This is a genomic window from Azotobacter tropicalis (assembly GCF_059739045.1).
Window position 1 is genome coordinate 4,107,937 of sequence record NZ_AP046059.1, and the last position, 19,225, is coordinate 4,127,161.

Genomic DNA, 19,225 nt, shown 5'->3' on the forward strand with positions numbered 1-19,225 from the left:
CGACCGCGGGCCTGTCCGCCGGGAATCAGCTGACGGGCGCTTGACGCAGTTGCGCATCGCGGATGAAGGTCACCAGTTCCGCCGCCGGCAGCGGCTTGCTGTACAGATAACCCTGGCCTTCGTGGCAGTCCTGGCTCATCAGGTAGGCCTCCTGCTCGGCGGTTTCCACGCCTTCGGCGGTCACCTGTTTGCCCAGGTTGCGGGCCAGCTGGATGATGGTGCGGACGATGGTACCGGCGTCGTGATCCTCGTCGTTGAGCAGGTCCAGGACGAAGCTCTTGTCGATCTTGATCTTGTCCAGCGGCAGGCTCTTCAGGTAGCTCAGCGAGGAGTAGCCGGTGCCGAAGTCGTCGATGGCGATCCGCGCACCGCAGCGACGCAGGCTGCGCAGGTGCCGGGCGGCGATCTGCACGTCTTCCATCAGGCTGGTTTCGGTGACCTCCAGCTCCAGGCTGCCGGCCGGCAGCCGGTAGTTGTGCAGCAGCCGGTCGATCAGGCGCGGCAGACCGTCGTGGCGCAGTTGCACGGCGGACAGGTTGACCGCCATGTGCAGCTCGGCGAAGCCCAGGTCGTGCCACTCGCGTAGCTGCCGACAGGCCTGGTCGAGCACCCACTCGCCGATGGGAATGATGCTGCCGCTGTGTTCGGCGAGCAGCACGAACTGGTCCGGCGGCACCAGGCCGTAGCGCGGATGGCGCCAGCGCAGCAGGGCCTCGACCCCTTCCACCCGCCGGTTGCGGTAGTTCAGTTGCGGCTGGTAGAGCAGTTGCAACTCGCCGCGCGTCACAGCTTCGCGCAGATCCTTTTCCAGCTCGCGGCGGTGGCGCATCTCGCGGTCGACGCTGGCGATGTAGAACTGGTAGCGGCTGTGCGAGCGTTTGGCCAGGGTCATGGTCTGCTCGGCTTTCTGCAGCAGCTTCTCGGGGGAGCGGCCGTCCTCGGGGTAGAGGGTGATGCCGATGCTGGCATGCAGCTGGGCCTCCTGCTGTTCCAGGCGAAAAGGCGCCTCCAGGTCGTCGAGGATGCCCTGGGCCAGCTCGGCGGCCATGTAGGGCTCTTCGATGCCGGTGCGAACCAGTACGAAACGGTCGCCGCCCAGACGCGCCAGGGTCCCGGGAGCGGTGTCGTGGCTGCGCAGGCGATCGGCCAGGGCCAGCAGCAGTTCGTCGCCGCTCCGGTAGCAGAACTGCTCGTTGATCGACTTGAAGTCGTCCAGGCCGACGCAGAGCACGGCGACGCGGTGCTGATGGCGGCGCGCATCCGCCAGGGCCTGGCCGAGCAGGCGCAGCAGCTGCTGGCGGTTGGGCAGGCCGGTGAGGACGTCGTAGTAGGCCATGCGCTGCAAGCTGTGCTCCGCCTCGTGGCGCAGGCGCGTGTTGCGCTCGATGGAGGCGAGCAGCTGGTTGGCCGTGTGGACCCACAGCCCCAGTTCGGTTTTTCGTTGCCCTCGAGCATCGGCAATTGCCGGGCCCCGGGTGTTCCGGGTCGATCTTCGCCAGGTTGGCGATGATGCGATCCAGAGGCTTGCTCAGCAGCCGCTGATAGACCAGGTAGAGCAGCATGGCCAGGATGACGGCGTGTAGCAGGCCGGCGAGGAGGATGACCTGGGCGCGGTTCAGGAAGTCGTGGCCGTAGGCGGCGGTGTCCAGCGCGAGGTGCAGTCCGGCGGAGGAGGCGTCGTCCGGTGGGCGGCCGCGCAGCGGAAGACTGAAATGCTGCTCGTGGCCGAGCAGCGCATCGGTCAGGGTGCGACTGGCGAAGGAAGGCAGTTGCCGGGAGCGTTCGGCCAGCACGGCGCCGGAGGGCAGGACGAGGCTGGTCGAGGCGACCGATTCGTGATGCAGCAGGTCTGCGATGACCTGCTCGCCCGTCTGCCGATCCAGAGTGCCGAGCGCCTGGGATGCCGGCTCGCGGAACATGGCGAGGAGCCGCTCGGCCTCGTGGTCGATCTGCTGGCGGGTCTTCTGCAGCTCGAAGGCGATCTGGGCACAACTGAACAGCAGTCCGAGCAGAAGGGCACAGAGCAGTACCACACGGAGCAGTTTCAGGGACAGGCTGTTGCGCGGTGCCGGCTTCACATGGGGAGTCCTGGAGGAGTACCGCCTCGGTCAAGTATTGGCAGGACTGCAGAAGACGTCAAAAACTGCTTGTTTTGCAATGCAAAATTCTGTTTCGCCGGCAGAAACGAAAAAACCCGACCGGAGTCGGGTTTTTGGCGGCAAGCCGGGAAATCAGGCGGCGTAGTTGGCGGCCACGAAGTCCCAGTTGACCAGGTTCCAGAACGCCTCGACGTACTTCGGACGCAGGTTGCGGTAGTCGATGTAGTAGGCGTGTTCCCAGACGTCGCAGGTCAGCAGCGGGGTGTCGCCGCTGGTCAGCGGGCAGCCGGCGCCGATGGTGCTGGCCAGGGCCAGGGAGCCGTCGGCCTTCTTCACCAGCCAGGCCCAGCCGGAGCCGAAGGTGCCGATGGCGGTCTTGGTGAACTCTTCCTTGAACTTGTCGAAGGAACCGAAGGCGGCGTTGATGGCATCGGCCAGGGCACCGGTCGGTTGGCCGCCGCCTTGGGGCTTCAGGCCGTTCCAGTAGAAGGTGTGGTTCCACACCTGGGCGGCGTTGTTGAAGATGCCGCCGGAGGAAGTCTTGACGATGTCTTCCAGGCTCTTGCCTTCGAACTCGGTACCCGGAATCAGGTTGTTCAGGTTCACCACATAGGTGTTGTGGTGCTTGCCGTAGTGATATTCCAGGGTCTCGGTGGAAATGTACGGCTCGAGGGCGTTTTTCTCGTAAGGCAGCGGCGGCAGTTCAAAAGCCATGATCAACTCTCCATCTTCATCAGGTCGTGGGGCACGCGGCATGGGCGCGACCGGTTCGGGTGCTGCTTGGAGCGGGGCGCTAGGCGCCGTAGGTCAGGGATCATAGCACCGGGGTTGCGACATATCCACGCAGCATGCGTGTGGGAAAGCCCATGCTAGAGCGCCGTTGCCGGAGGGGTCGGTAACCCGGCCGGCGGCTCGAATCGCTATACTGCAGACCCGTCGGCCGTGCCTCTGCGAAGCCCCCCATGCGCAATGATTCCTTCGATGAAGTGGAGCATATTCCCAGCCTGCGAACCGAGGTTCGCAATCCGGTGTCGCTGCCTGTCGGCGCCGACCAGGCACCGCCGGTGCGCCGGACCGGCAACGGCCTGCTGTGGGGCTGGTCGTTGCGCAGGCCTTGGCCCTGGGCGGGCTTGGCTGGTGGAGCCAGCAGCGTCTCGAGCTGATGGAGCAGCAACTGGTGGCGACCCAGGAAAGCTTCGCGCGGATCAGCGAGGACGCAGCACTGCGCATCCAGAACATCAGCGGCAAGATGGTGGCCGCCGAATCCAGCGTGACCACCGGCAGCGAAAGCCTGAAGCTGCAGATCCGCCAGCTGGAGAGCCGCCTGGCCGAGCAGGACAAGCGCCAGCAGGCGCTGCAGGATCGCCAGGAGGAGCGGGACCTGCGCCTCGGCCAACTGGCCGGCGACCTGCAGAAGCAGCAGGAGGTGGCCGTGGCACTGGCGGCCCAGCTGGACGGCCGGCAGCGCCAGCTCGACGAGCGGCTGCAGGCGCTCGCCGGCGAGCAGGCGGCGCTGAAGGGGCAGCAGACCGAGCAGGAGCAGCGGCTGGCCGAGCGCCTGAGCGGTTTCGACAAGGAGGCGGCGGCGCTGAGAGAACAGCAGGCCGGGCAGGAACAGCGCCTGGTCGCACGCGTGAATGACCTGGACGGGGAGGTGGCGGCGCTGAAGAAGCGCACCGACCCGGCTCCGGCCATCGAGCGTCTCGAACAGGAGCTCTTGGTGCTGCGCAGCGAGCTGGACAACCGGCCGGCACCGAGCGGCGGCGTCGCCAACACCGCCGAGTTCGATGCCTTCCGGGCGCAGACCACGCGCAGCTTCACCGCGCTGCAGAATCAGATGCGCAGCCTGCAGCAGCAGTTGAACGGGCGCTGAAGCGGCAGCCCGGCAACCAGCCGGGCTGCGGGCGGGGCTACAGGGTCGGGTAGTCCAGATAGCCCTGCGGACCCGAGCCGTAGAAGGTTTCCGGATGCGCCTCGTTGAGCGGCGCATCGGCCGCCAGGCGCGCCGGCAGGTCCGGGTTGGCGATGAAGGGGATGCCGAAGGCCACGGCATCGGCCTTGCCCTCGGCCAGCCAGAGGTTGGCCTGCTCCTTGGTGAAGCGTTCGTTGGCGATCAGCACGCCGCCGAAGGCCTGCTTGAGCTGCGGCGTCAGGCTGTCCGGCCCCTCCTGCTCCCGGGTGCAGATGAAGGCGATGCCGCGCTTGCCCAGCTCGCGGGCGACGTGGCCGAAGGTCTCGGCGCGGTTGGAATCGCCCATGTCGTGGGCGTCGGCGCGCGGCGCCAGGTGCACGCCGACCCGCCCGGCGCCCCATACCGAAATCGCCGCGTCGGTCACCTCCAGCAGCAGGCGGGCACGGTTTTCCAGACTGCCGCCATACCGGTCGGTGCGCTGGTTGGTGCTGTCTTGGAGGAACTGGTCGAGCAGGTAGCCGTTGGCGCCGTGGATCTCCACACCGTCGAAGCCGGCCGCCTTGGCGTTCTCGGCGCCCTGGCGGTAGGCCTCGACGATGCCGGGGATCTCGGCGGTTTCCAGGGCACGTGGGGGCTCGAACTCCTTCAGCGGACGAATCAGGCTGACATGACCCTTAGGCTTGACGGCGCTCGGCGCCACCGGCTGCTCGCCGTTCAGATAGACCGGATCGGAGATCCGCCCCACGTGCCAGAGCTGCAGGACGATGCGCCCGCCGGCGGCGTGCACCGCCCGGGTGACGTTCCGCCAGCCGGCGACCTGCTCTTCCGACCAGATGCCGGGAGTGTCGGGGTAGCCGACGCCCTGCGGACAGACCGAGGTGGCTTCGCTGATGATCAGGCCGGCGCTGGCGCGCTGCACGTAGTACTCGGCCATCAGCGCGCCGGGCACGCGGCCGGGCTCGGCGCGGCAGCGGGTCAGCGGGGCCATGACGATGCGGTTGGGCAGTTCGAGGTCGCCGATCTTGATCGGTTCGAAGAGGGTGCTCATGGGTAGTCCTTTCAGTGGGTCGCGCGGAGAGTCGAGGCCGTCGGTCGCAGGCAGCGCCTTCGGCTGGAAATGAGCAGGCACGCCTTACAGCCCATCGCGGAGCTGCTCGAGGAAAGCCTGGATGGCCGCTTCGTTGCGTTTGAAGAAGCACCACTGGCCGACCTTGCGCACGCTGACCAGCCCGGCGCGCTGCAGGGTCGCCAGGTGGGCCGAGACGGTGGACTGGGACAGCCCGGTGCGCTGGTCGATCTGGCCGGCGCAGACGCCGAGCTCCAGGGAGTGCTCCTGGTTGGGAAAGTAGCGTTCCGGCTCCTTCAGCCAGTGCAGGATCTGCCGGCGCACGGGATGAGCCAGGGCCTTGTAGATCTCGTCGAAGTCGTTGGACACGTAGCGCTCCTGTCCAGGTGAATCGTGTTGCAGCGAAGCTTAAATCGCTATATTGCGATATATCAATACTGGCGAATGGCCGTCGCCTTGCCGATCGCTGATCCGGGTTAAACTTCCCGCATGAACTACCTTGCCCATCTCCATCTGGGCGGCCCGCAGCCGGCCGACCTGCTTGGCAGCCTCTACGGCGATTTCGTCAAGGGGCCCCTGCAGGGGCGCTGGCCGGCGGACATCGAGGCCGCTATCCGCCTGCACCGGCGCATCGATGCCTTCACCGACGGCCATCTCCTGGTGCGCCAGGCCGGGGCGCGTTTTCCCGAAGCGCGGCGTCGCTATGCCGGCATCCTCCTGGACGTGTTCTTCGACCACTGCCTGGCTTGCTACTGGAACGACTATGCGCAGGAGCCGCTGCCGGCGTTCACCGCGCGGGTCTACGCGCTGCTCGCCGGCGAGGCGCGGTTGCCCGGCCGGCTGGCCGAGCTGGCGCCGCGCATGGCGCAGCAGGACTGGCTGGGCAGCTACCGCGACTTCGCCGTGCTGGAGCGTGTGGTGGCCGGGATGCAGCGGCGCCTATCGCGCCCGAGGGGCTGAGCGGCGCGCTGGACGAGCTGGCGCGACTCTATGTGCCGCTGAGCCGCGATTTTCGGGCCTTCTATCCGGAGCTGCAGGATTTCGCACGCCGGCAGCGGGGCGAACCCTGAGTCTCAGGCGGCGACCGGCAGGGGCCGGGAGCTGCCGAACAGGCGTTCGGCGATCGCCGTGTGTGCCTGGCGGCTCAGTTCGGTGCGGCTGACGCCCTGACTGTCCAGCGGCGGAAGCAGGTGGATTTCCACCTCGCTGCGCTCGCTGCGCAGCAGGCGCAGCAAGTGCGAGAGCAGGTCGTCGTCGCCAATGAAGGGGGCGATTGGGTCGGCTGCTCCGTCGCGCAGATAGCGGATCGCCACCGGCTGCACCGGCACCTGCGCTTCCACCGCGCTGGCCAAGAGGCGGCTGTGGAAGCCGCGCAGGCTACGCCCGTCGGTGGTGGTGCCTTCGGGGAAGATCAGCAGGTCGTGGCCGTGCTGCAGATGACGCAGCAGCTGGCTCCTGACCAGGCGCTGTCGCCCGCGCCGCGGCGGATGAACAGCGTTCCGGCCTTGTGCGCCAGCCAGCCGGCCAGCGGCCAGCTGCGCACCTCGGATTTGGACAGGAAGGACAGCGGGACGAGCCCGCCGAGCAGAGGGATGTCGGTCCAGGACACATGATTGCCGACCCACAGCATCGGCCGGTCGGGCAACTGGCCGTGCAGGCTCAGGCGAAAGGGCAGGGCGGCGGCGAGCTGGGCGAGAAAGCGGCGGGTCAGGCGCTGGCGCAGGGGCATCAGCTCGTCGCGCTTGAGGCGCTCCAGCAGGCTGACCCAGCCGGCCATGGCCAGGCCGAGGGCGAGCACCGCCAGCAGGCGGAGGAGGCGGCTGTAGAGGCGGAGTTTCTTCATGGGTTCTCGCGAGGCAGGACAATGACGGACAGGGCGCCGGTCCGGGCGGCCTGTCCGTCACATGGGATATCGCTCAGACGGCGGCCTTGAAATGACGGGCGTAGCGGGGACACAGCTCGTCGCGCTTGAGCAGGATGAACACATCGGCCACCTGGAAGTCCTGGTCCCAGCAGGGCTCGCCGCAGACCTTGGCGCCCAGGCGCATGTAGGCCTTGAGCAGCGGCGGCAGCTCGGCGGTGACGTTACCGGGCAATTCCAGGCGCGGCAGCGGCGTTCTGGGTTCGGCGCGCAGCTGTGCGGTGCACAGATGACGTTCGCGCAGACGCTGCATGACCGCCTGGGCCTGGATGCCGCCGTCCTTCATGGGGATGCTGGCGCAGCCCATCAGGTAGCGGTATCCGCCCTCGTTGAGCACCTCGGCCAGCTCGCTCCAGAGCACGGCGATGGTGGCGCCGTTGCGATAGCCGGGGGCGACGCAGGTGCGGCCGATTTCCAGCAGCGGGCCCTGCAGGCGGGCCAGGCCGTGCAGACTGAATTCCTCTTCGCTGTAGAAGCGTCCGAGGCCGGCGGCAGCCCGGTGGTCGAGCAGCCGGGTGGTGGCGACCAGCTCGCCGCTGCCGAGATCGCGCACGCCGATATGGCTGCAGTGCGGATCGTAGTCGTCCATATCCAGCCCCAGTTCGGCGCCCTTGAGCTTGGCGTCGAATTCCGTGCTGAACACGCGAAAGCGCAGGGCTTGGGCCTCGCGCAGCGCCTGCGTGCCGAGCAGGCGTTCGGCGCGCAGGCGGCGTTCTGGGGTCTTGCGTTCGGAGGTGAGGGCACCGTGGGTCATAGGGGTCTCCGTGAGCCGCCTGATGCGCTTCGGCAGGACATGCCCCGCGGCGGTGACATGCTCTGCCCGGCTGCTGTCGTTGTGGGGTCGGATCGACTTGGTCGGGTACGCTCAAGCTAGGCGGGGGCGGTGTCACGTCCGTGACGTTTGGGTGATCCTTGCGTGACAGGCTGCGCTACCCGGAAATGACGGCAGGAGAGGGGTTGATTTGTGTCACTAAGCCAGCGAGGACTGCGGAGTATTTTGACGATCCTCTGCATTCAGCGAGGTTTCCATGCGACGCGAGCCCCATGTGCTGTTCGACAACGGCACCCATCAATGCCTGCTTTTCGACGATCTGGTCAGGGGGGAGGGCGTACAGACCAACCAGTTCCTGATCACCGATCACGGCCAGTACCTGCTGCTCGATCCGGGCGGCGACCTGACCTACACGCCGCTGTCGCTGGAGCTGTCGAAGCGCATCTCGCTGCAGGAGCTGACCTACATCTTCGCTTCGCACCAGGACCCGGACATCATCTCCTCGCTGGGTAAGTGGCTGCTGCACACCAAGGCCAAGGTGCTCTGCTCGAAGCTGTGGGCGCGCTTCCTGCCGCACCTGACCGCCAACTACCTGGCCATGAGCCATGGCATCTCCACCTTCGACCGGATCATCGCCCTGCCGGACCGCGGCGAGTCCATTCCCCTCGGCCGCTGCCAGCTGAAGGCGGTGCCGGCGCATTTCCTGCACTCGGTGGGCAACTTCCAGCTGTACGACCCGGTGAGCCGCATCCTCTTCTCCGGCGACATGGGCGCCTCGCTGGTGGACGACGCTACTCCGGTGCGCGATTTCGCCAGCCACATCCCGCATATGGACGCCTTCCATCGCCGCTACATGGCCAGCAACAAGGTCTGCCGGCTGTGGGCGGGCATGGTGCGCGGCATGAAGGTGGACATGATCGTGCCGCAGCATGGCCGCCCCTTCGTCGGCCGGGAGATGATCGACGCCTTCCTCGACTGGATCGAGCACCTGGAGTGCGGCATCGACCTTCTCGGCCAGGACGATTACCAACTGCCGAAGTAGGCAATTCCCCGGCGCCGGGCCGTGTCCATTTCGTCATCCGGCCCGTGCTAGGCTTCGCGCTCCTTCCATCGCGAGGTCGTTCCGATGCCCGCCGTTGCGTTTCCTGTGCGCTTTCTGCTGGCTTGCGTGGCGGCCACCGTGCTCGCTGCCGGGCAGGTTGTCGCCGGGGAACTCTGGCCAGGCGCCGACTGGGCGCGGCAACCCGCTGCGCCGGGAGCGGCGCTGGAAGCCTTCGAGGCCTATGCCTTTCCCGTGCGGGACGAGGCCGAGCGCCGCGGGGTGCGCAGCGACGCGGTGGTGGTGATCCGCGACGGCGTGCTGGTCTACGAGCGCTATGCCGCGCCGACCAGCGAAAGCACGCCGCATCTGGTCTGGTCGGTGAGCAAGAGCCTGCTCGCCTGCCTGTTCGGCGTTGCCTACGGCGAGGGCCGTTTTCGCCTCGACGATCCGGCGGCGCGCTACTATCCGCCGCTCGCCGCTCATCCCGACCTGCGCCTGCGCCACCTGCTCAACTGGACTTCCGGTCTGGCCTGGGAAGAGGATTACGAGTACTCGCCGCTGAAGTCGTCGGTCATCGCCATGCTCTACACCCGTGGCCACGAGGACATGGCCGGGTTCGTCGCCCGGCATGCGGCCGGCGCCGCCCCCGGAGTGCGCTTCAGCTATTCCAGCGGCGACAGCGTTCTGCTCGCAGCGGCGCTGAAGGGCATGCTCACGGCCGGGCAGTACGCAGACTACCCGTGGCGGGCGCTGTTCGAGCCGCTCGGAATCACTTCGGCGGTCTGGGAAAGGGATGCGACCGGAACCTTTATCGCTGCCTCCTATGCCTATCTGAATGCCCGCGATCTGGCCCGGGTCGGGCTGCTGATGCTGCGCAACGGCCGCTGGGGCGAGCGCCAATTGCTGCCGGCAGACTGGGTCGCCTTCAATCGCTCGCCGGCGCCCGGCTACCAGCCGCGCCCGCAGGGGCTGGTGCCGGGCGGGCACTGGTGGCTCAACCTGTCGCTGGATGGGGCGCCCCGGCCCTGGCCGGATGTGCCGGCGGATGCCTTTGCGGCGCTGGGACACTGGGGCCAGGCGCTCTATGTGCTGCCGGAGGAAAAGCTGGTGATCGTCCGCTTCGCCGACGACCGCGATTCGCGTTATCGGCACAACGACTTCCTGCGTCTGGCCCGTGCAGCCTTCGCCCCTGCGGAGGCCCGCTGATGCGTCGTCGTCATGCGCTGCTACTGGGCTCGACCGTGCTGCTGGCGGTCGCCGTGATCTGGCCGAACCGCGCGCATCTGGCGGCTTTCCCCGACATCATCGGCGCCTATAGCGCCAAGGAGTACTGCTCGTGCCGCTATGTGAGTGGCAACCCGGCAGACTATTGTCAGGTCTATATCCAGCAGTACATTCCCATCGACCTGCTGCACGACGAGTCGGCGAGCCGGACGGTGACTGCCCGTGGCCTGGGGCGCACCCACAGTGCCGTCTGGTTCGGTCCGCGCGAGGGCTGTCGTCTGCTGGACGAGGGCGAGGTTTCGGCCGTGCCCTGAACCTGTGCTCCGGGCCACGCCGATATGTTTTGGGCGGTGGTCTGAGGCGGTTATCGTCCTGCGCCCGGCCTTCACGCGAGAGATTGCATGCACCAGTTCTTCACTCACTTGCCGCTCAGGCGGCTGTCATCGGCAGGGAGGCGCATTTCCCTGGCGAGAGCTGCCGCCGCCCGGGCGAAATGGAGACCGTGATGCAAGAAGGAGCGGTCTTTCCCTGGCGTGGCGGCAATCGCTTCAGCCTGCTGATCGACGGCAAGACGTTCTTTCCGCGCATGCTGACGGCCATTGCCGGCGCCAAGTGGCGCATTGATCTGGAGTTGTATCTGATCAAGGACGGCCGCTGTGCCGACCTGCTGGTCGAGGCGCTGGTCGCCGCCGCCGAGCGCGGCGTGCAGGTGCGTTGCCTGTTCGACGGCTTCGGGGCGCTCGGGTTCGGTACGGCCTTGCGCAGTCGGCTGACCAAGGCGGGCGTCGCCCTGCTGCAGTTCAACCCCTTGCGCTGGCACTTCGGGCTGCACAACCTGCACCGCGACCATCGCAAGGTGCTGCTGGTGGACGATCGCCTGGGCTATGTCGGCGGGGCCGGCGCTACCGACGAGTTCTGGAACCCTGAGGAAGAGAGCGGTCAGTGGCATGAGGTCATGGTGGAGATCGCCGGCCCCGTGCTGGCCGACTGGCGGACGCTGTTCGACCATCAATGGATGCTCTGTCACGAGCGCGGACGCTGGCATTCGCAGCGGCCGCCGAAGCCGCCGCGCATCCCGCCGGGACCCTTGCGCCGCGATGGCTCCGGGCGGCTCGCTTATGCCGAGGCGCACCAGCATCGCGACGTGTTGCGGGCGCTGATCCGCAGTTTGCTCCGTGCGAACCGGCGCATCTGGCTGGCCACGCCATATTTCCTGCCGACCTGGAAAGTCCGCCGCGCCCTGATCAAGGCGGCACGGCGCGGGGTGGAGGTGCGCCTGTTGCTGGCCGGGCACAATACCGACCACCCGCCAGTGCGCTATGCCGGCCAGCGCTATTACCGCCGCCTGCTGCGGGCCGGCGTGCGCATCTTCGAATACCAGCCGCGCTTCCTGCACCTGAAGATGGTGCTGGTCGACGACTGGGTCAGTGTCGGTTCCTGCAACTTCGACCATTGGAACCTACGCTTGAATCTGGAAGCCAACCTCGAAACGCGAGATCCGGCCTTTATCGGCGAAGTCGCCGAGTGTTTCCTCACCGATTTTCGGGTCAGCCATGAGGTCGACCAAGAGCATTGGCAGGCACGCCCCTGGTACCGCCGCCTGTATCAGCGGCTGTGGGGGTGGCTTGATCGGCTGGTGGTCGATCTGCTCGATCGCGGCGGTTGACCCTTGGCCGGGCTGAGGGTGGGTCGACGGCCGCTGAGCGGCAGGGTAGGGTGGATCTCCCTGGCGCGCAGGCTCCCCAGGCTCCGGTCTAGGGCGTCGTGCGCGTTTCATGCATCCTGTTCAGGAGTCCCCCGTGTCTGCCAAGAAAGTTCTCATGCTGGTCGGCGACTATGCCGAAGATTACGAAACCATGGTGCCGTTCCAGGCACTGCTGATGCTCGGTCATACGGTGCATGCCGTGTGCCCGGACAAGCACGCCGGGCAGACCGTGCGTACCGCCATCCACGATTTCGAGGGCGATCAGACCTACAGCGAAAAGCCGGGGCACAACTTCGCCCTGAATTTCGATTTCGCCAAGGTGCGTGCCGAGGATTACGACGCGCTGCTGATTCCGGGTGGCCGGGCGCCCGAATACCTGCGCCTCAACGAGCGCGTGCTGGAGCTGGTACGTGCCTTCGCCTCGGCGCACAAGCCGATTGCCGCTGTCTGCCATGGCGCCCAGTTGCTGGCCGCGGCCGGAGTGCTCGACGGCCGCTCGTGCAGTGCCTATCCGGCCTGTGCCCCGAGGTGCGGCTGGCCGGCGGAGAATATGTGGATGTACCGCTGGATCAGGCCCATGTGGATGGCAACCTGGTCACGGCGCCGGCCTGGCCGGCACATCCGACCTGGCTGGCGAGCTTCATCGGCCTGCTGGGCACCCGGATCGTCCACCAAGGCTAAGTCCAGAATCCAAGCGGCGGGTGCCGGTCGGTCGATGCCCCGATACGGCGCCGGGTCTGTGGCCGGATGCCTGGCTGAACGGCGGCATCTGGCAGGTGTTGCATTTTTTTGGTGCGCAGTGGATCGTGCTGGACAGATCGGGGGCTTTTTTGGTGCGAGGCCTTCCCACTCCTCCATCGCGCTCTGTCCGCGCCAGGATGAGCCGGGTCATCGGCGACCGAATGCGATTGACTAGAGGGCGACTGGAGCGAGTGACCAACAGGCTGCAGGCTCGTTTGCGATTCGCCGGCGCGATGGCACGGCTGCCCACGGAGCGTCTGCAAGACATTGATAGGAATAGGAACTTGGCAACTGGCATGAGCTTTGCGAACTTCTTTTATGCACAGCCGAGGAGCATGCATGGATCGCCAATTTTTTGACGAAATGTACGATGTGAACGGTATCTGCCGGCCACATTACCGGGGCTTCGCCAACTGGCTGGAGAACACTCCCCAGGAGGTGCTGGCCCAGCGCCGGCGCGAGGCCGATCTTCTGTTTCACCGAGCGGGTATCACTTTCACCCTGTACGGCGACGCGCAGGGCACCGAGCGCCTGATCCCCTTCGATACCATTCCGCGCAGCATTCCTGCCAGCGAATGGCGCGGGATCGAGGCCGGCTGCATACAGCGGGTTCAGGCCCTGAACCTGTTCCTTGCCGATATCTATCACGAGCAGCGTATCCTCAAGGCCGGCATCGTTCCGCCGGAGCAGGTGCTGGCCAACGACGGCTACCAGCAGGTCATGCACGGGCTCGACCTGCATCGCGACATCTACGCGCACATCGCCGGGGTCGACCTGGTGCGCGACGGCGACGGCACCTTCTACGTGCTGGAGGACAACCTGCGTACACCGAGTGGCGTCAGTTACATGCTGGAAGACCGCAAGATGATGATGCGGCTGTTCCCCGAACTGTTCGCCGCCCAGCGCATCGCCCCCGTCGACCACTATCCGAACCTGCTGCTGGAAACCTTGAAGAGCTCCAGCCCGCTGGACAACCCCAGCGTGGTGGTGCTGACCCCGGGACGCTACAACAGCGCCTATTTCGAGCACGCCTTCCTGGCCCGCGAGATGGGCGTGGAACTGGTGGAAGGGGCCGACCTGTTCGTCCGCGACGAGCGGGTGTTCATGCGCACCACCGCTGGCGCCAGGCCGGTGGACGTGATCTACCGCCGGCTGGACGATGCCTTCCTCGATCCGCTGGCGTTCAATCCCGAATCGGTACTTGGCGTGCCGGGGCTCTTGTCGGCCTATCGGTGCGGCAACGTGGTGCTGGCCAACGCCATCGGCACTGGGGTAGCCGACGACAAGTCGATCTACCCCTACGTCACCGACATGATCCGTTTCTACCTGGGCGAGGAGCCGATCCTGCAGAACGTGCCCACCTGGCAATGCCGCAAGCCGCAAGATCTGTCCCATGTCCTGGCCCATCTGCCCGAGCTGGTGGTCAAGGAAACCCAGGGGTCCGGCGGTTACGGCATGCTGGTGGGACCGGCGGCCACCAAGGCCGAGATCGAGGCCTTCCGCGAGCGTATCAAGGCGCGTCCCGAGGCCTACATCGCCCAGCCGACCTTGAGTCTGTCGACCTGCCCGACCTTCGTCGAGAGCGGCATCGCGCCGCGGCACATTGATCTGCGGCCTTTCGTCCTGAGCGGCCGCGAAACTCGTCTGGTGCCCGGTGGGCTCACCCGCGTGGCGCTGCGGGAGGGCTCCCTGGTGGTCAACTCGTCCCAGGGCGGCGGCACCAAGGACACCTGGGTCGTTGAGGATTGAAGGAATTATCGAGCATGTTAAGTAGAACCGCCGCCGATCTGTACTGGATGTCGCGCTATCTGGAGCGTGCCGAGAATCTCGCGCGGATGCTCGACGTCAGCTACTCGCTGTCGCTGATGCCGCAGGATGGCCGTGGCAATGGCCTCGACGAGCTGGCCATGCCGCTGCTGATCACCGGCACCCTCGAGGACTATCTGGAGCGCCACGGCGAATTGCACGCCGAGCGTATGCTGCACTTCTTCGCCCTCGACGCGAGCAATCCGGCCAGCCTGTTCAATTGCCTGGCTGCGGCGCGCAGCAACGCCCATGCGGTGCGCGGAAGGATCACCGCGGACATGTGGGAGAACATCAACGCCACGTGGCTGGCTCTGCTCGACCTTGCCGAGCAGGGGCTGAGCGGCTACGGCATCAGCCGTTTTTGCGAGTGGGTCAAGGAGCGCTCTCACCTGTTCCGCGGCGCCACCTACGGCACCCTGATGCGCGGCGACGTGCACAGCTTCATCCGCCTGGGGACGTTCATCGAGCGGGCCGACAACACCCTGCGCCTGCTCGATGCCCGCTACGAGCTGCTTGGCGCGGACAGCGAGGATCCCAACGATCGCTCGGCACGTGCCTACTATCAGTGGAGCGCGCTGCTTCGCGCGCTGACCGCCTTCGAAGCCTTCGCCGAGATCTATCGCGGCTCGCCGCGGGCCGGCAAGGTCGCCGAGCTACTACTGCTGCGGGCAGAGGTGCCGCGCTCGCTGCGCTCCTGTCTGACCGAGCTGCAGCAGACGCTTGCCGACCTGCCCGGCGACAACGGTCGTCCGGCCCAGCGCCTGGCCGCCGAGCTGGAAGCGCGGCTGCGCTACACGGTGATCGAGGAGGTTCTCGAAACCGGGATGCATGCCTGGATCACCGAGTACATCGAACAGGTGCAGTGCCTGGGCGACGCCATTCACAAGTGCTATCTGGAAGTGGCCTGAATGCCTGCCGGCATCCGCCGGATGCCGGCAAAGTGCAGCGGAAGCCTTAGCTTGGTGCCAGGGGCACTGTCCGGGAGCGCCCCTTCTGGTCTAGGGCTGGCCTGCCGGCAGCCATCGGGTGTCTCAGTGGCAATCGCCCGTCTCGGCCAGGCGATATTCGATGATTTCGCTGACCCGGAAGCTGCCCGGAAAGTCGCGACAGCCCGGACAATCCAGCTGTGGCCCTGGGGTGCCGCGCAAGACCGCGAAGGCTTCCTCGTAGGGCTCGCTGACCAGGCTCGCATATTGGGTCTCGAGACGGTGGCCGGTGGCTTCGTCTGCGACCAGCCAGAGGGGCGCCTCCGAGTTGCAAGGAACGAAGACGTGCATCTCCGGGAGCATGACCAGATGGCCCTCATAACGCCTGGCAGGCGGGCTGCTGTCCCGGGTGGTAGAGGTGCCTGCGCAGCCGGCGAGCAGTAGGGCGCCGGCAAGAAGGTAGAAAAGCGGATGCATAAGCCTCCTTGCGCTGAGCTGATGCGAGATGGCCTGGGTGAGGAGGCTGCTACCCGCTTCAGGATAGGTCAAGAGCCAGGCAGGAACGACGGACGTTCTCTCCAGGCTTGCCGCCCAGCAGGGCGTGCAGGCCCGGAGGGCGGAGCTGCGGGTGAGGGCGGCTTCAGAGAAGCTCGGCCCAGAGATCGTACTCGTCGGCGTCGGTGATGCGTACGTGCACCTTGTCGCCCGGCTGGAGCTGGTCGCTGTCGATGTAGACATTGCCGTCGATCTCCGGAGCGTCGGCGGCAGAACGACCGATGGCGCCTTGTTCGTCGACCTCGTCGATCAGTACCTCGATTTCCTTGCCGATCTTCAGTTGCAGGCGCGCCGCGGAAATCGCCTGCTGGTGGGCCATGAAGCGCTCCCAGCGCTCCTGCTTGACCTCGTCCGGTACGGGCGGAAGGCCCAGGTCGTTGGCCGGCGCGCCCTCGACCGGCGAGTACTGGAAGCAGCCGACGCGGTCGAGCTGGGCCTCGCTCAGCCAGTCGAGCAGGTACTGGAAGTCCTCTTCGGTTTCGCCGGGGAAGCCGACGATGAAAGTCGAGCGGATGGTCAGCTCCGGGCAGATCTTCCGCCACTTCCTGATGCGGGCGAGGGTCTGGTCCTCGAAGGCCGGACGCTTCATGGCCTTGAGGATCTTCGGGCTGGCATGCTGGAAGGGAATGTCGAGGTACGGCAGGATCTTGCCCTCGGCCATCAGCGGGATCACGTCGTCGACGTTGGGATAGGGATAGACGTAGTGCAGGCGAACCCACACGCCCATCTTGCCGAGTTCCTCGCACAGTTCGAGCATGCGGGTCTTCACCGGCTGGCCGTTCCAGAAGTCGGTCCGGTACTTGAGGTCTACGCCATAGGCGCTGGTGTCCTGGGAGATCACCAGAAGCTCCTTGACGCCGGCCTTGACCAGTCGCTCGGCTTCGCCCAGCACCTCGCCCGCCGGGCGGCTGACCAGCTTGCCGCGCATCGACGGGATGATGCAGAAGGCGCAACTGTGGTTGCAGCCCTCGGAGATCTTCAGGTAGGCGTAGTGGCGCGGAGTCAGCTTGACGCCCTGTGGCGGCACCAGGTCGACAAAGGGATCATGGTCGATCTTCGGCGGTACTACCTCATGCACGGCATTGACCACCTGCTCGTACTGCTGCGGCCCGGTGACCGCCAGTACGCTGGGGTGTACATTGCGGATGCTGTCCTCGGACACGCCCATGCAGCCGGTGACGATCACCTTGCCGTTTTCCGCCAGGGCCTCGCCGATGGCATCGAGAGACTCGGCCTTGGCGCTGTCGATGAAGCCGCAGGTGTTGACTACCACCACGTCGGCATCCTCGTAGGAAGGCACGATCTGGTAGCCCTCCATGCGCAGCTGGGTGAGGATGCGTTCGGAGTCGACGGTGGCCTTGGACACCCAAGAGATATAAATCCTATACTTCCAGCTTTCTTCGACATAGCGTTGCGGAGACCTCGAGGGCCGGCTGTGAAAAATGGGGCGAAAGTATACAGCTATCTTCGGTTTTCTGATCCGCGGCAAGCGACGGGGCGCAGTGCCGGTCGGCAATTGCTGTGCGTGAGTTGGAGCTGAGCGAGATGCTGTCGCTGCCAAACGCGTGTCAAGCAGGAGCACCGTAGTGACGTCCAGCGATGGCCGGGAGTACAGCCGGGAGGGTTCAAGCCTAGCCCATGGACCTGTTCCACAGTCTGCTGGTGATGATTCGAAAGCTTTCGGAATGTTATCGAGCGCTTCCGCTACTGACGAGCCGGCGATTGGTCTGTCCGTCGCATATGGACAGACCAAACATCCAGGCCGGCGCATAGCCGGCAATCAGTATCTGCCGGAATAGGCCGAGCCAGGCATACATGTGGCGCTATTTTTCCACTGAACAGCTGCGACCGCCGAGCAGCATACGAGCAGGGCACCAACTGAGCAGCCCGGTAGCCAGGAGCATCACTCCAGCCCAAGCCCAGAGCGGTCCTCCTGCGATGGCCCAAATAACCAATGCAATGCCGATCAGGATGCGAGCGATTTTTTCGATACTGCCAATATTCTTTTGCAAGATGGGTTATCCCTGTATGTGATGGTAATGCTTTGTGGCGACATTATAAGCAATACATTTTTCCGGCTTTTCCTCCGGGCTTCATGGCAGCCGGGAGTTCTCGGCGATCGCGGCGAGTAGAGTGGATAACGCTCTGTTTGTCTACCGTGTGGTGGCATAGCCCCCAGCTCTTCCTCCTGCTGCGCAATGAGAAAGGCCAAGTATCTCGGTTTTCGCTGGGGCCAAGCCTTTTCTGTACCGTGCCATTGTATTGATAGAAATTCTTGTGGGCCGAGTGCGAGGTCTGATAGTGGAAAGTCTGGATCCGCCAGTTCTGCAAGGGCAAGGCGGCCTATGCTGAGAATCGGGGGAGCTGATGCTCGTGCAACGCAAGGAGGCGTGAAAGATATGGAACTGGAACGGATTTGCGAGCCTGGCCCCCAAGATTGTGATGCGGCGGGAGGACATGTGGCATGACCAGATCCTCTCTTCTCATCACCGCGCTCATTGGGCTGCTCATCTGGCTGCTTTTCCGTGAGGCCGACACCTTGCGTGCCGAGTTGCAGCGTACGATCGAGCGTGCCGATCAGGCCGAACAACTAGCCGGCGACCACCTGACCGATATGGAGCATCTGGCCGCGGCGCTTGCCAGCGAACGCACCGCCCGAGAACAACTGCGCCGTGAGCAGGACGACCTGCGTGTCGCCCTGGCCGACTACCGGCAGCAACTCGAAGAACTGAAGCATGAAAATCATAAGCTGCGAGACTGGGCCGCCGAGTTTCTGCCTGCTGCCCACCGGTTGAGTGAGCAGCCAGCCATTACCGGTACCGATACTTTCCCTGAGCACCTGTCCGGCAATGCGGCCTTGCCGGCAGCCGCCGCCGAGCCGTCCGCGCGTCAGTAGTCCGTTCGCCAGGCGGCGCTTGTTGAGTGGGTGAGGAGGAGAGAGGAGGGCCGGGCGCCCCAGGAATCTTGGCGTATGCTGGCGCCGATGTGCGCCCAGGATTCTAGGCGCTGGATAGCAATCGGCCCCGGCTGCTTGATGCAGCTGGGGCCGATTGTGAAGATTTGGTTGCGGGGGCTGGATTTGAACCAACGACCTTCGGGTTATGAGCCCGACGAGCTACCAGACTGCTCCACCCCGCGTCTGTGTGGGCGGCATTCTACAGCCAAACAATTTGCTGTCAAGCTGTATCGTTTGAAAAAGTAGTTTTGCTTCAAACGGTTAATGTCGCGGGGAAGGCGCTGGCTGCTAGATGCCTTCAGTGCGCGTGTACTCCTCGGTGGCACGGACTACCTGTTCGCGCCAGTTGTCGCTCTCCTCGCTGAGCAGTGCCACGGCCTGACACATGGCTATGAAAGCCTCTCGGTAGAGGGTTGGATCATTGCGCTCGACCGCCTGATCGGCATGCTGCCGGGCCTGTTCGAGTAGGGTGTCGAGAGCGTGCTTGTCGAGGGGCATGG

The 19,225-nt window shown here is 65.5% G+C and carries 14 protein-coding genes, 1 tRNA gene and 6 pseudogenes; 10 read left to right on the top strand and 11 right to left on the bottom strand.

Annotation, left to right across the window (positions count from 1 at the left end; genetic code table 11):
- Positions 1–25: 25 nt before the first annotated feature.
- Together Atro_RS19405 and Atro_RS19410 are read right to left on the bottom strand one after the other, a co-directional pair.
- Positions 26–2,078 (bottom strand): annotated as a pseudogene (locus Atro_RS19405) (putative bifunctional diguanylate cyclase/phosphodiesterase).
- Between the two features lie 153 nt (positions 2,079–2,231).
- Positions 2,232–2,813, bottom strand: a complete 582-nt coding sequence (locus Atro_RS19410; RefSeq protein WP_497924911.1) for a superoxide dismutase — start codon at positions 2,811–2,813, stop codon at positions 2,232–2,234.
- A gap of 248 nt (positions 2,814–3,061) precedes the next feature.
- Here Atro_RS19410 and Atro_RS19415 point away from each other — a divergent pair.
- A pseudogene (locus tag Atro_RS19415) lies at positions 3,062–3,972 on the top strand (ATPase).
- A 37-nt stretch (positions 3,973–4,009) separates the two neighbouring features.
- Here the strand turns inward: Atro_RS19415 and Atro_RS19420 are convergent.
- Both Atro_RS19420 and Atro_RS19425 read right to left on the bottom strand, forming a co-directional pair.
- Positions 4,010–5,059 (bottom strand): alkene reductase, encoded by a 1,050-nt coding sequence (locus Atro_RS19420; protein WP_497924913.1) that lies wholly within the window; start codon positions 5,057–5,059, stop codon positions 4,010–4,012.
- A gap of 84 nt (positions 5,060–5,143) precedes the next feature.
- Complete coding sequence (locus tag Atro_RS19425) at positions 5,144–5,446, bottom strand: ArsR/SmtB family transcription factor (RefSeq protein WP_497924914.1); 303 nt, start codon at positions 5,444–5,446, stop codon at positions 5,144–5,146.
- Positions 5,447–5,566: 120 nt separating this feature from the next.
- Here Atro_RS19425 and Atro_RS19430 point away from each other — a divergent pair.
- A pseudogene (locus tag Atro_RS19430) lies at positions 5,567–6,147 on the top strand (acyl carrier protein phosphodiesterase).
- 3 nt (positions 6,148–6,150) lie between these two features.
- Here the strand turns inward: Atro_RS19430 and Atro_RS19435 are convergent.
- Positions 6,151–6,920 (bottom strand): annotated as a pseudogene (locus Atro_RS19435) (lysophospholipid acyltransferase family protein).
- 73 nt (positions 6,921–6,993) lie between these two features.
- Positions 6,994–7,752, bottom strand: coding sequence for an L-ornithine N(alpha)-acyltransferase (olsB, locus tag Atro_RS19440; protein WP_497924916.1), 759 nt, complete (start codon positions 7,750–7,752; stop codon positions 6,994–6,996).
- A 274-nt stretch (positions 7,753–8,026) separates the two neighbouring features.
- Here olsB and Atro_RS19445 point away from each other — a divergent pair, with 274 nt between their 5' ends.
- The 7 genes and pseudogenes from Atro_RS19445 (at position 8,027) to Atro_RS19475 (ending at position 15,196) form a co-directional block, all read left to right on the top strand.
- On the top strand, positions 8,027–8,812 hold the full coding sequence (locus Atro_RS19445) for an oxygen-binding di-iron domain-containing protein (RefSeq protein WP_497924918.1): 786 nt from the start codon (positions 8,027–8,029) through the stop codon (positions 8,810–8,812).
- Between the two features lie 84 nt (positions 8,813–8,896).
- Entirely contained in the window at positions 8,897–10,018 is a 1,122-nt protein-coding gene (locus tag Atro_RS19450) for a serine hydrolase domain-containing protein (protein WP_497924920.1), read from the top strand.
- Positions 10,018–10,350, top strand: a complete 333-nt coding sequence (locus Atro_RS19455) for an amidase (protein ID WP_497924922.1) — start codon at positions 10,018–10,020, stop codon at positions 10,348–10,350. Before Atro_RS19450 ends, Atro_RS19455 begins: the two co-directional genes overlap by 1 nt.
- A 191-nt stretch (positions 10,351–10,541) precedes the next feature.
- Positions 10,542–11,702, top strand: coding sequence for a phospholipase D-like domain-containing protein (locus Atro_RS19460; protein WP_497924924.1), 1,161 nt, complete (start codon positions 10,542–10,544; stop codon positions 11,700–11,702).
- 109 nt (positions 11,703–11,811) lie between these two features.
- Positions 11,812–12,422: pseudogene (locus Atro_RS19465) on the top strand (DJ-1/PfpI family protein).
- Between the two features lie 399 nt (positions 12,423–12,821).
- Positions 12,822–14,231 carry a circularly permuted type 2 ATP-grasp protein gene (locus Atro_RS19470; RefSeq protein ID WP_497924926.1) on the top strand — a complete coding sequence of 470 codons (1,410 nt, stop codon included), beginning with the start codon at positions 12,822–12,824 and terminating at the stop codon, positions 14,229–14,231.
- A gap of 14 nt (positions 14,232–14,245) precedes the next feature.
- A complete protein-coding gene (locus tag Atro_RS19475; RefSeq protein WP_497924927.1) occupies positions 14,246–15,196 on the top strand; it encodes an alpha-E domain-containing protein in 951 nt (316 codons plus the stop codon).
- 123 nt (positions 15,197–15,319) lie between these two features.
- Here Atro_RS19475 and Atro_RS19480 read toward each other — a convergent pair whose 3' ends face one another.
- The 3 genes and pseudogenes from Atro_RS19480 to Atro_RS19490 all read right to left on the bottom strand — a co-directional run bounded on the left by Atro_RS19480 (position 15,320) and on the right by Atro_RS19490 (position 17,781).
- Positions 15,320–15,691 (bottom strand): hypothetical protein, encoded by a 372-nt coding sequence (locus Atro_RS19480; protein ID WP_497924929.1) that lies wholly within the window; start codon positions 15,689–15,691, stop codon positions 15,320–15,322.
- Between the two features lie 163 nt (positions 15,692–15,854).
- A pseudogene (gene rimO / locus Atro_RS19485) lies at positions 15,855–17,176 on the bottom strand (30S ribosomal protein S12 methylthiotransferase RimO).
- Positions 17,177–17,592: 416 nt separating this feature from the next.
- The gene (locus tag Atro_RS19490; protein ID WP_497924930.1) at positions 17,593–17,781 is read right to left on the bottom strand and encodes a YgaP family membrane protein; all 189 of its coding nucleotides are present in this window, start codon (positions 17,779–17,781) and stop codon (positions 17,593–17,595) included.
- Between the two features lie 452 nt (positions 17,782–18,233).
- On the opposite strand from Atro_RS19490, the gene Atro_RS19495 reads away from it, so the two are divergent.
- Positions 18,234–18,665 carry an Rz-like lysis system protein LysB gene (locus Atro_RS19495; protein ID WP_497924932.1) on the top strand — a complete coding sequence of 144 codons (432 nt, stop codon included), beginning with the start codon at positions 18,234–18,236 and terminating at the stop codon, positions 18,663–18,665.
- A 165-nt stretch (positions 18,666–18,830) separates the two neighbouring features.
- On the opposite strand, the gene Atro_RS19500 is transcribed toward Atro_RS19495, so the two are convergent.
- Positions 18,831–18,907, bottom strand: a tRNA-Met gene (locus Atro_RS19500).
- 106 nt (positions 18,908–19,013) lie between these two features.
- On the bottom strand, positions 19,014–19,223 hold the full coding sequence (locus Atro_RS19505; RefSeq protein WP_497924934.1) for a hypothetical protein: 210 nt from the start codon (positions 19,221–19,223) through the stop codon (positions 19,014–19,016).
- Positions 19,224–19,225: the final 2 nt, after the last annotated feature.

What these genes read in the sequence shown, in the direction of transcription:
- Atro_RS19410 (WP_497924911.1), bottom strand. Translation starts at nt 2,813, where the DNA reads ATGGCTTTTGAACTGCCGCCGCTGCCTTACGAGAAAAACGCCCTCGAG.
- Atro_RS19420 (WP_497924913.1), bottom strand. Translation starts at nt 5,059, where the DNA reads ATGAGCACCCTCTTCGAACCGATCAAGATCGGCGACCTCGAACTGCCC.
- olsB (WP_497924916.1), bottom strand. Translation starts at nt 7,752, where the DNA reads ATGACCCACGGTGCCCTCACCTCCGAACGCAAGACCCCAGAACGCCGC.
- Atro_RS19445 (WP_497924918.1), top strand. Translation starts at nt 8,027, where the DNA reads ATGCGACGCGAGCCCCATGTGCTGTTCGACAACGGCACCCATCAATGC.
- Atro_RS19450 (WP_497924920.1), top strand. Translation starts at nt 8,897, where the DNA reads ATGCCCGCCGTTGCGTTTCCTGTGCGCTTTCTGCTGGCTTGCGTGGCG.
- Atro_RS19455 (WP_497924922.1), top strand. Translation starts at nt 10,018, where the DNA reads ATGCGTCGTCGTCATGCGCTGCTACTGGGCTCGACCGTGCTGCTGGCG.
- Atro_RS19460 (WP_497924924.1), top strand. Translation starts at nt 10,542, where the DNA reads ATGCAAGAAGGAGCGGTCTTTCCCTGGCGTGGCGGCAATCGCTTCAGC.
- Atro_RS19470 (WP_497924926.1), top strand. Translation starts at nt 12,822, where the DNA reads ATGGATCGCCAATTTTTTGACGAAATGTACGATGTGAACGGTATCTGC.
- Atro_RS19475 (WP_497924927.1), top strand. Translation starts at nt 14,246, where the DNA reads ATGTTAAGTAGAACCGCCGCCGATCTGTACTGGATGTCGCGCTATCTG.
- Atro_RS19480 (WP_497924929.1), bottom strand. Translation starts at nt 15,691, where the DNA reads ATGCATCCGCTTTTCTACCTTCTTGCCGGCGCCCTACTGCTCGCCGGC.
- Atro_RS19495 (WP_497924932.1), top strand. Translation starts at nt 18,234, where the DNA reads ATGACCAGATCCTCTCTTCTCATCACCGCGCTCATTGGGCTGCTCATC.
- Atro_RS19505 (WP_497924934.1), bottom strand. Translation starts at nt 19,223, where the DNA reads ATGCCCCTCGACAAGCACGCTCTCGACACCCTACTCGAACAGGCCCGG.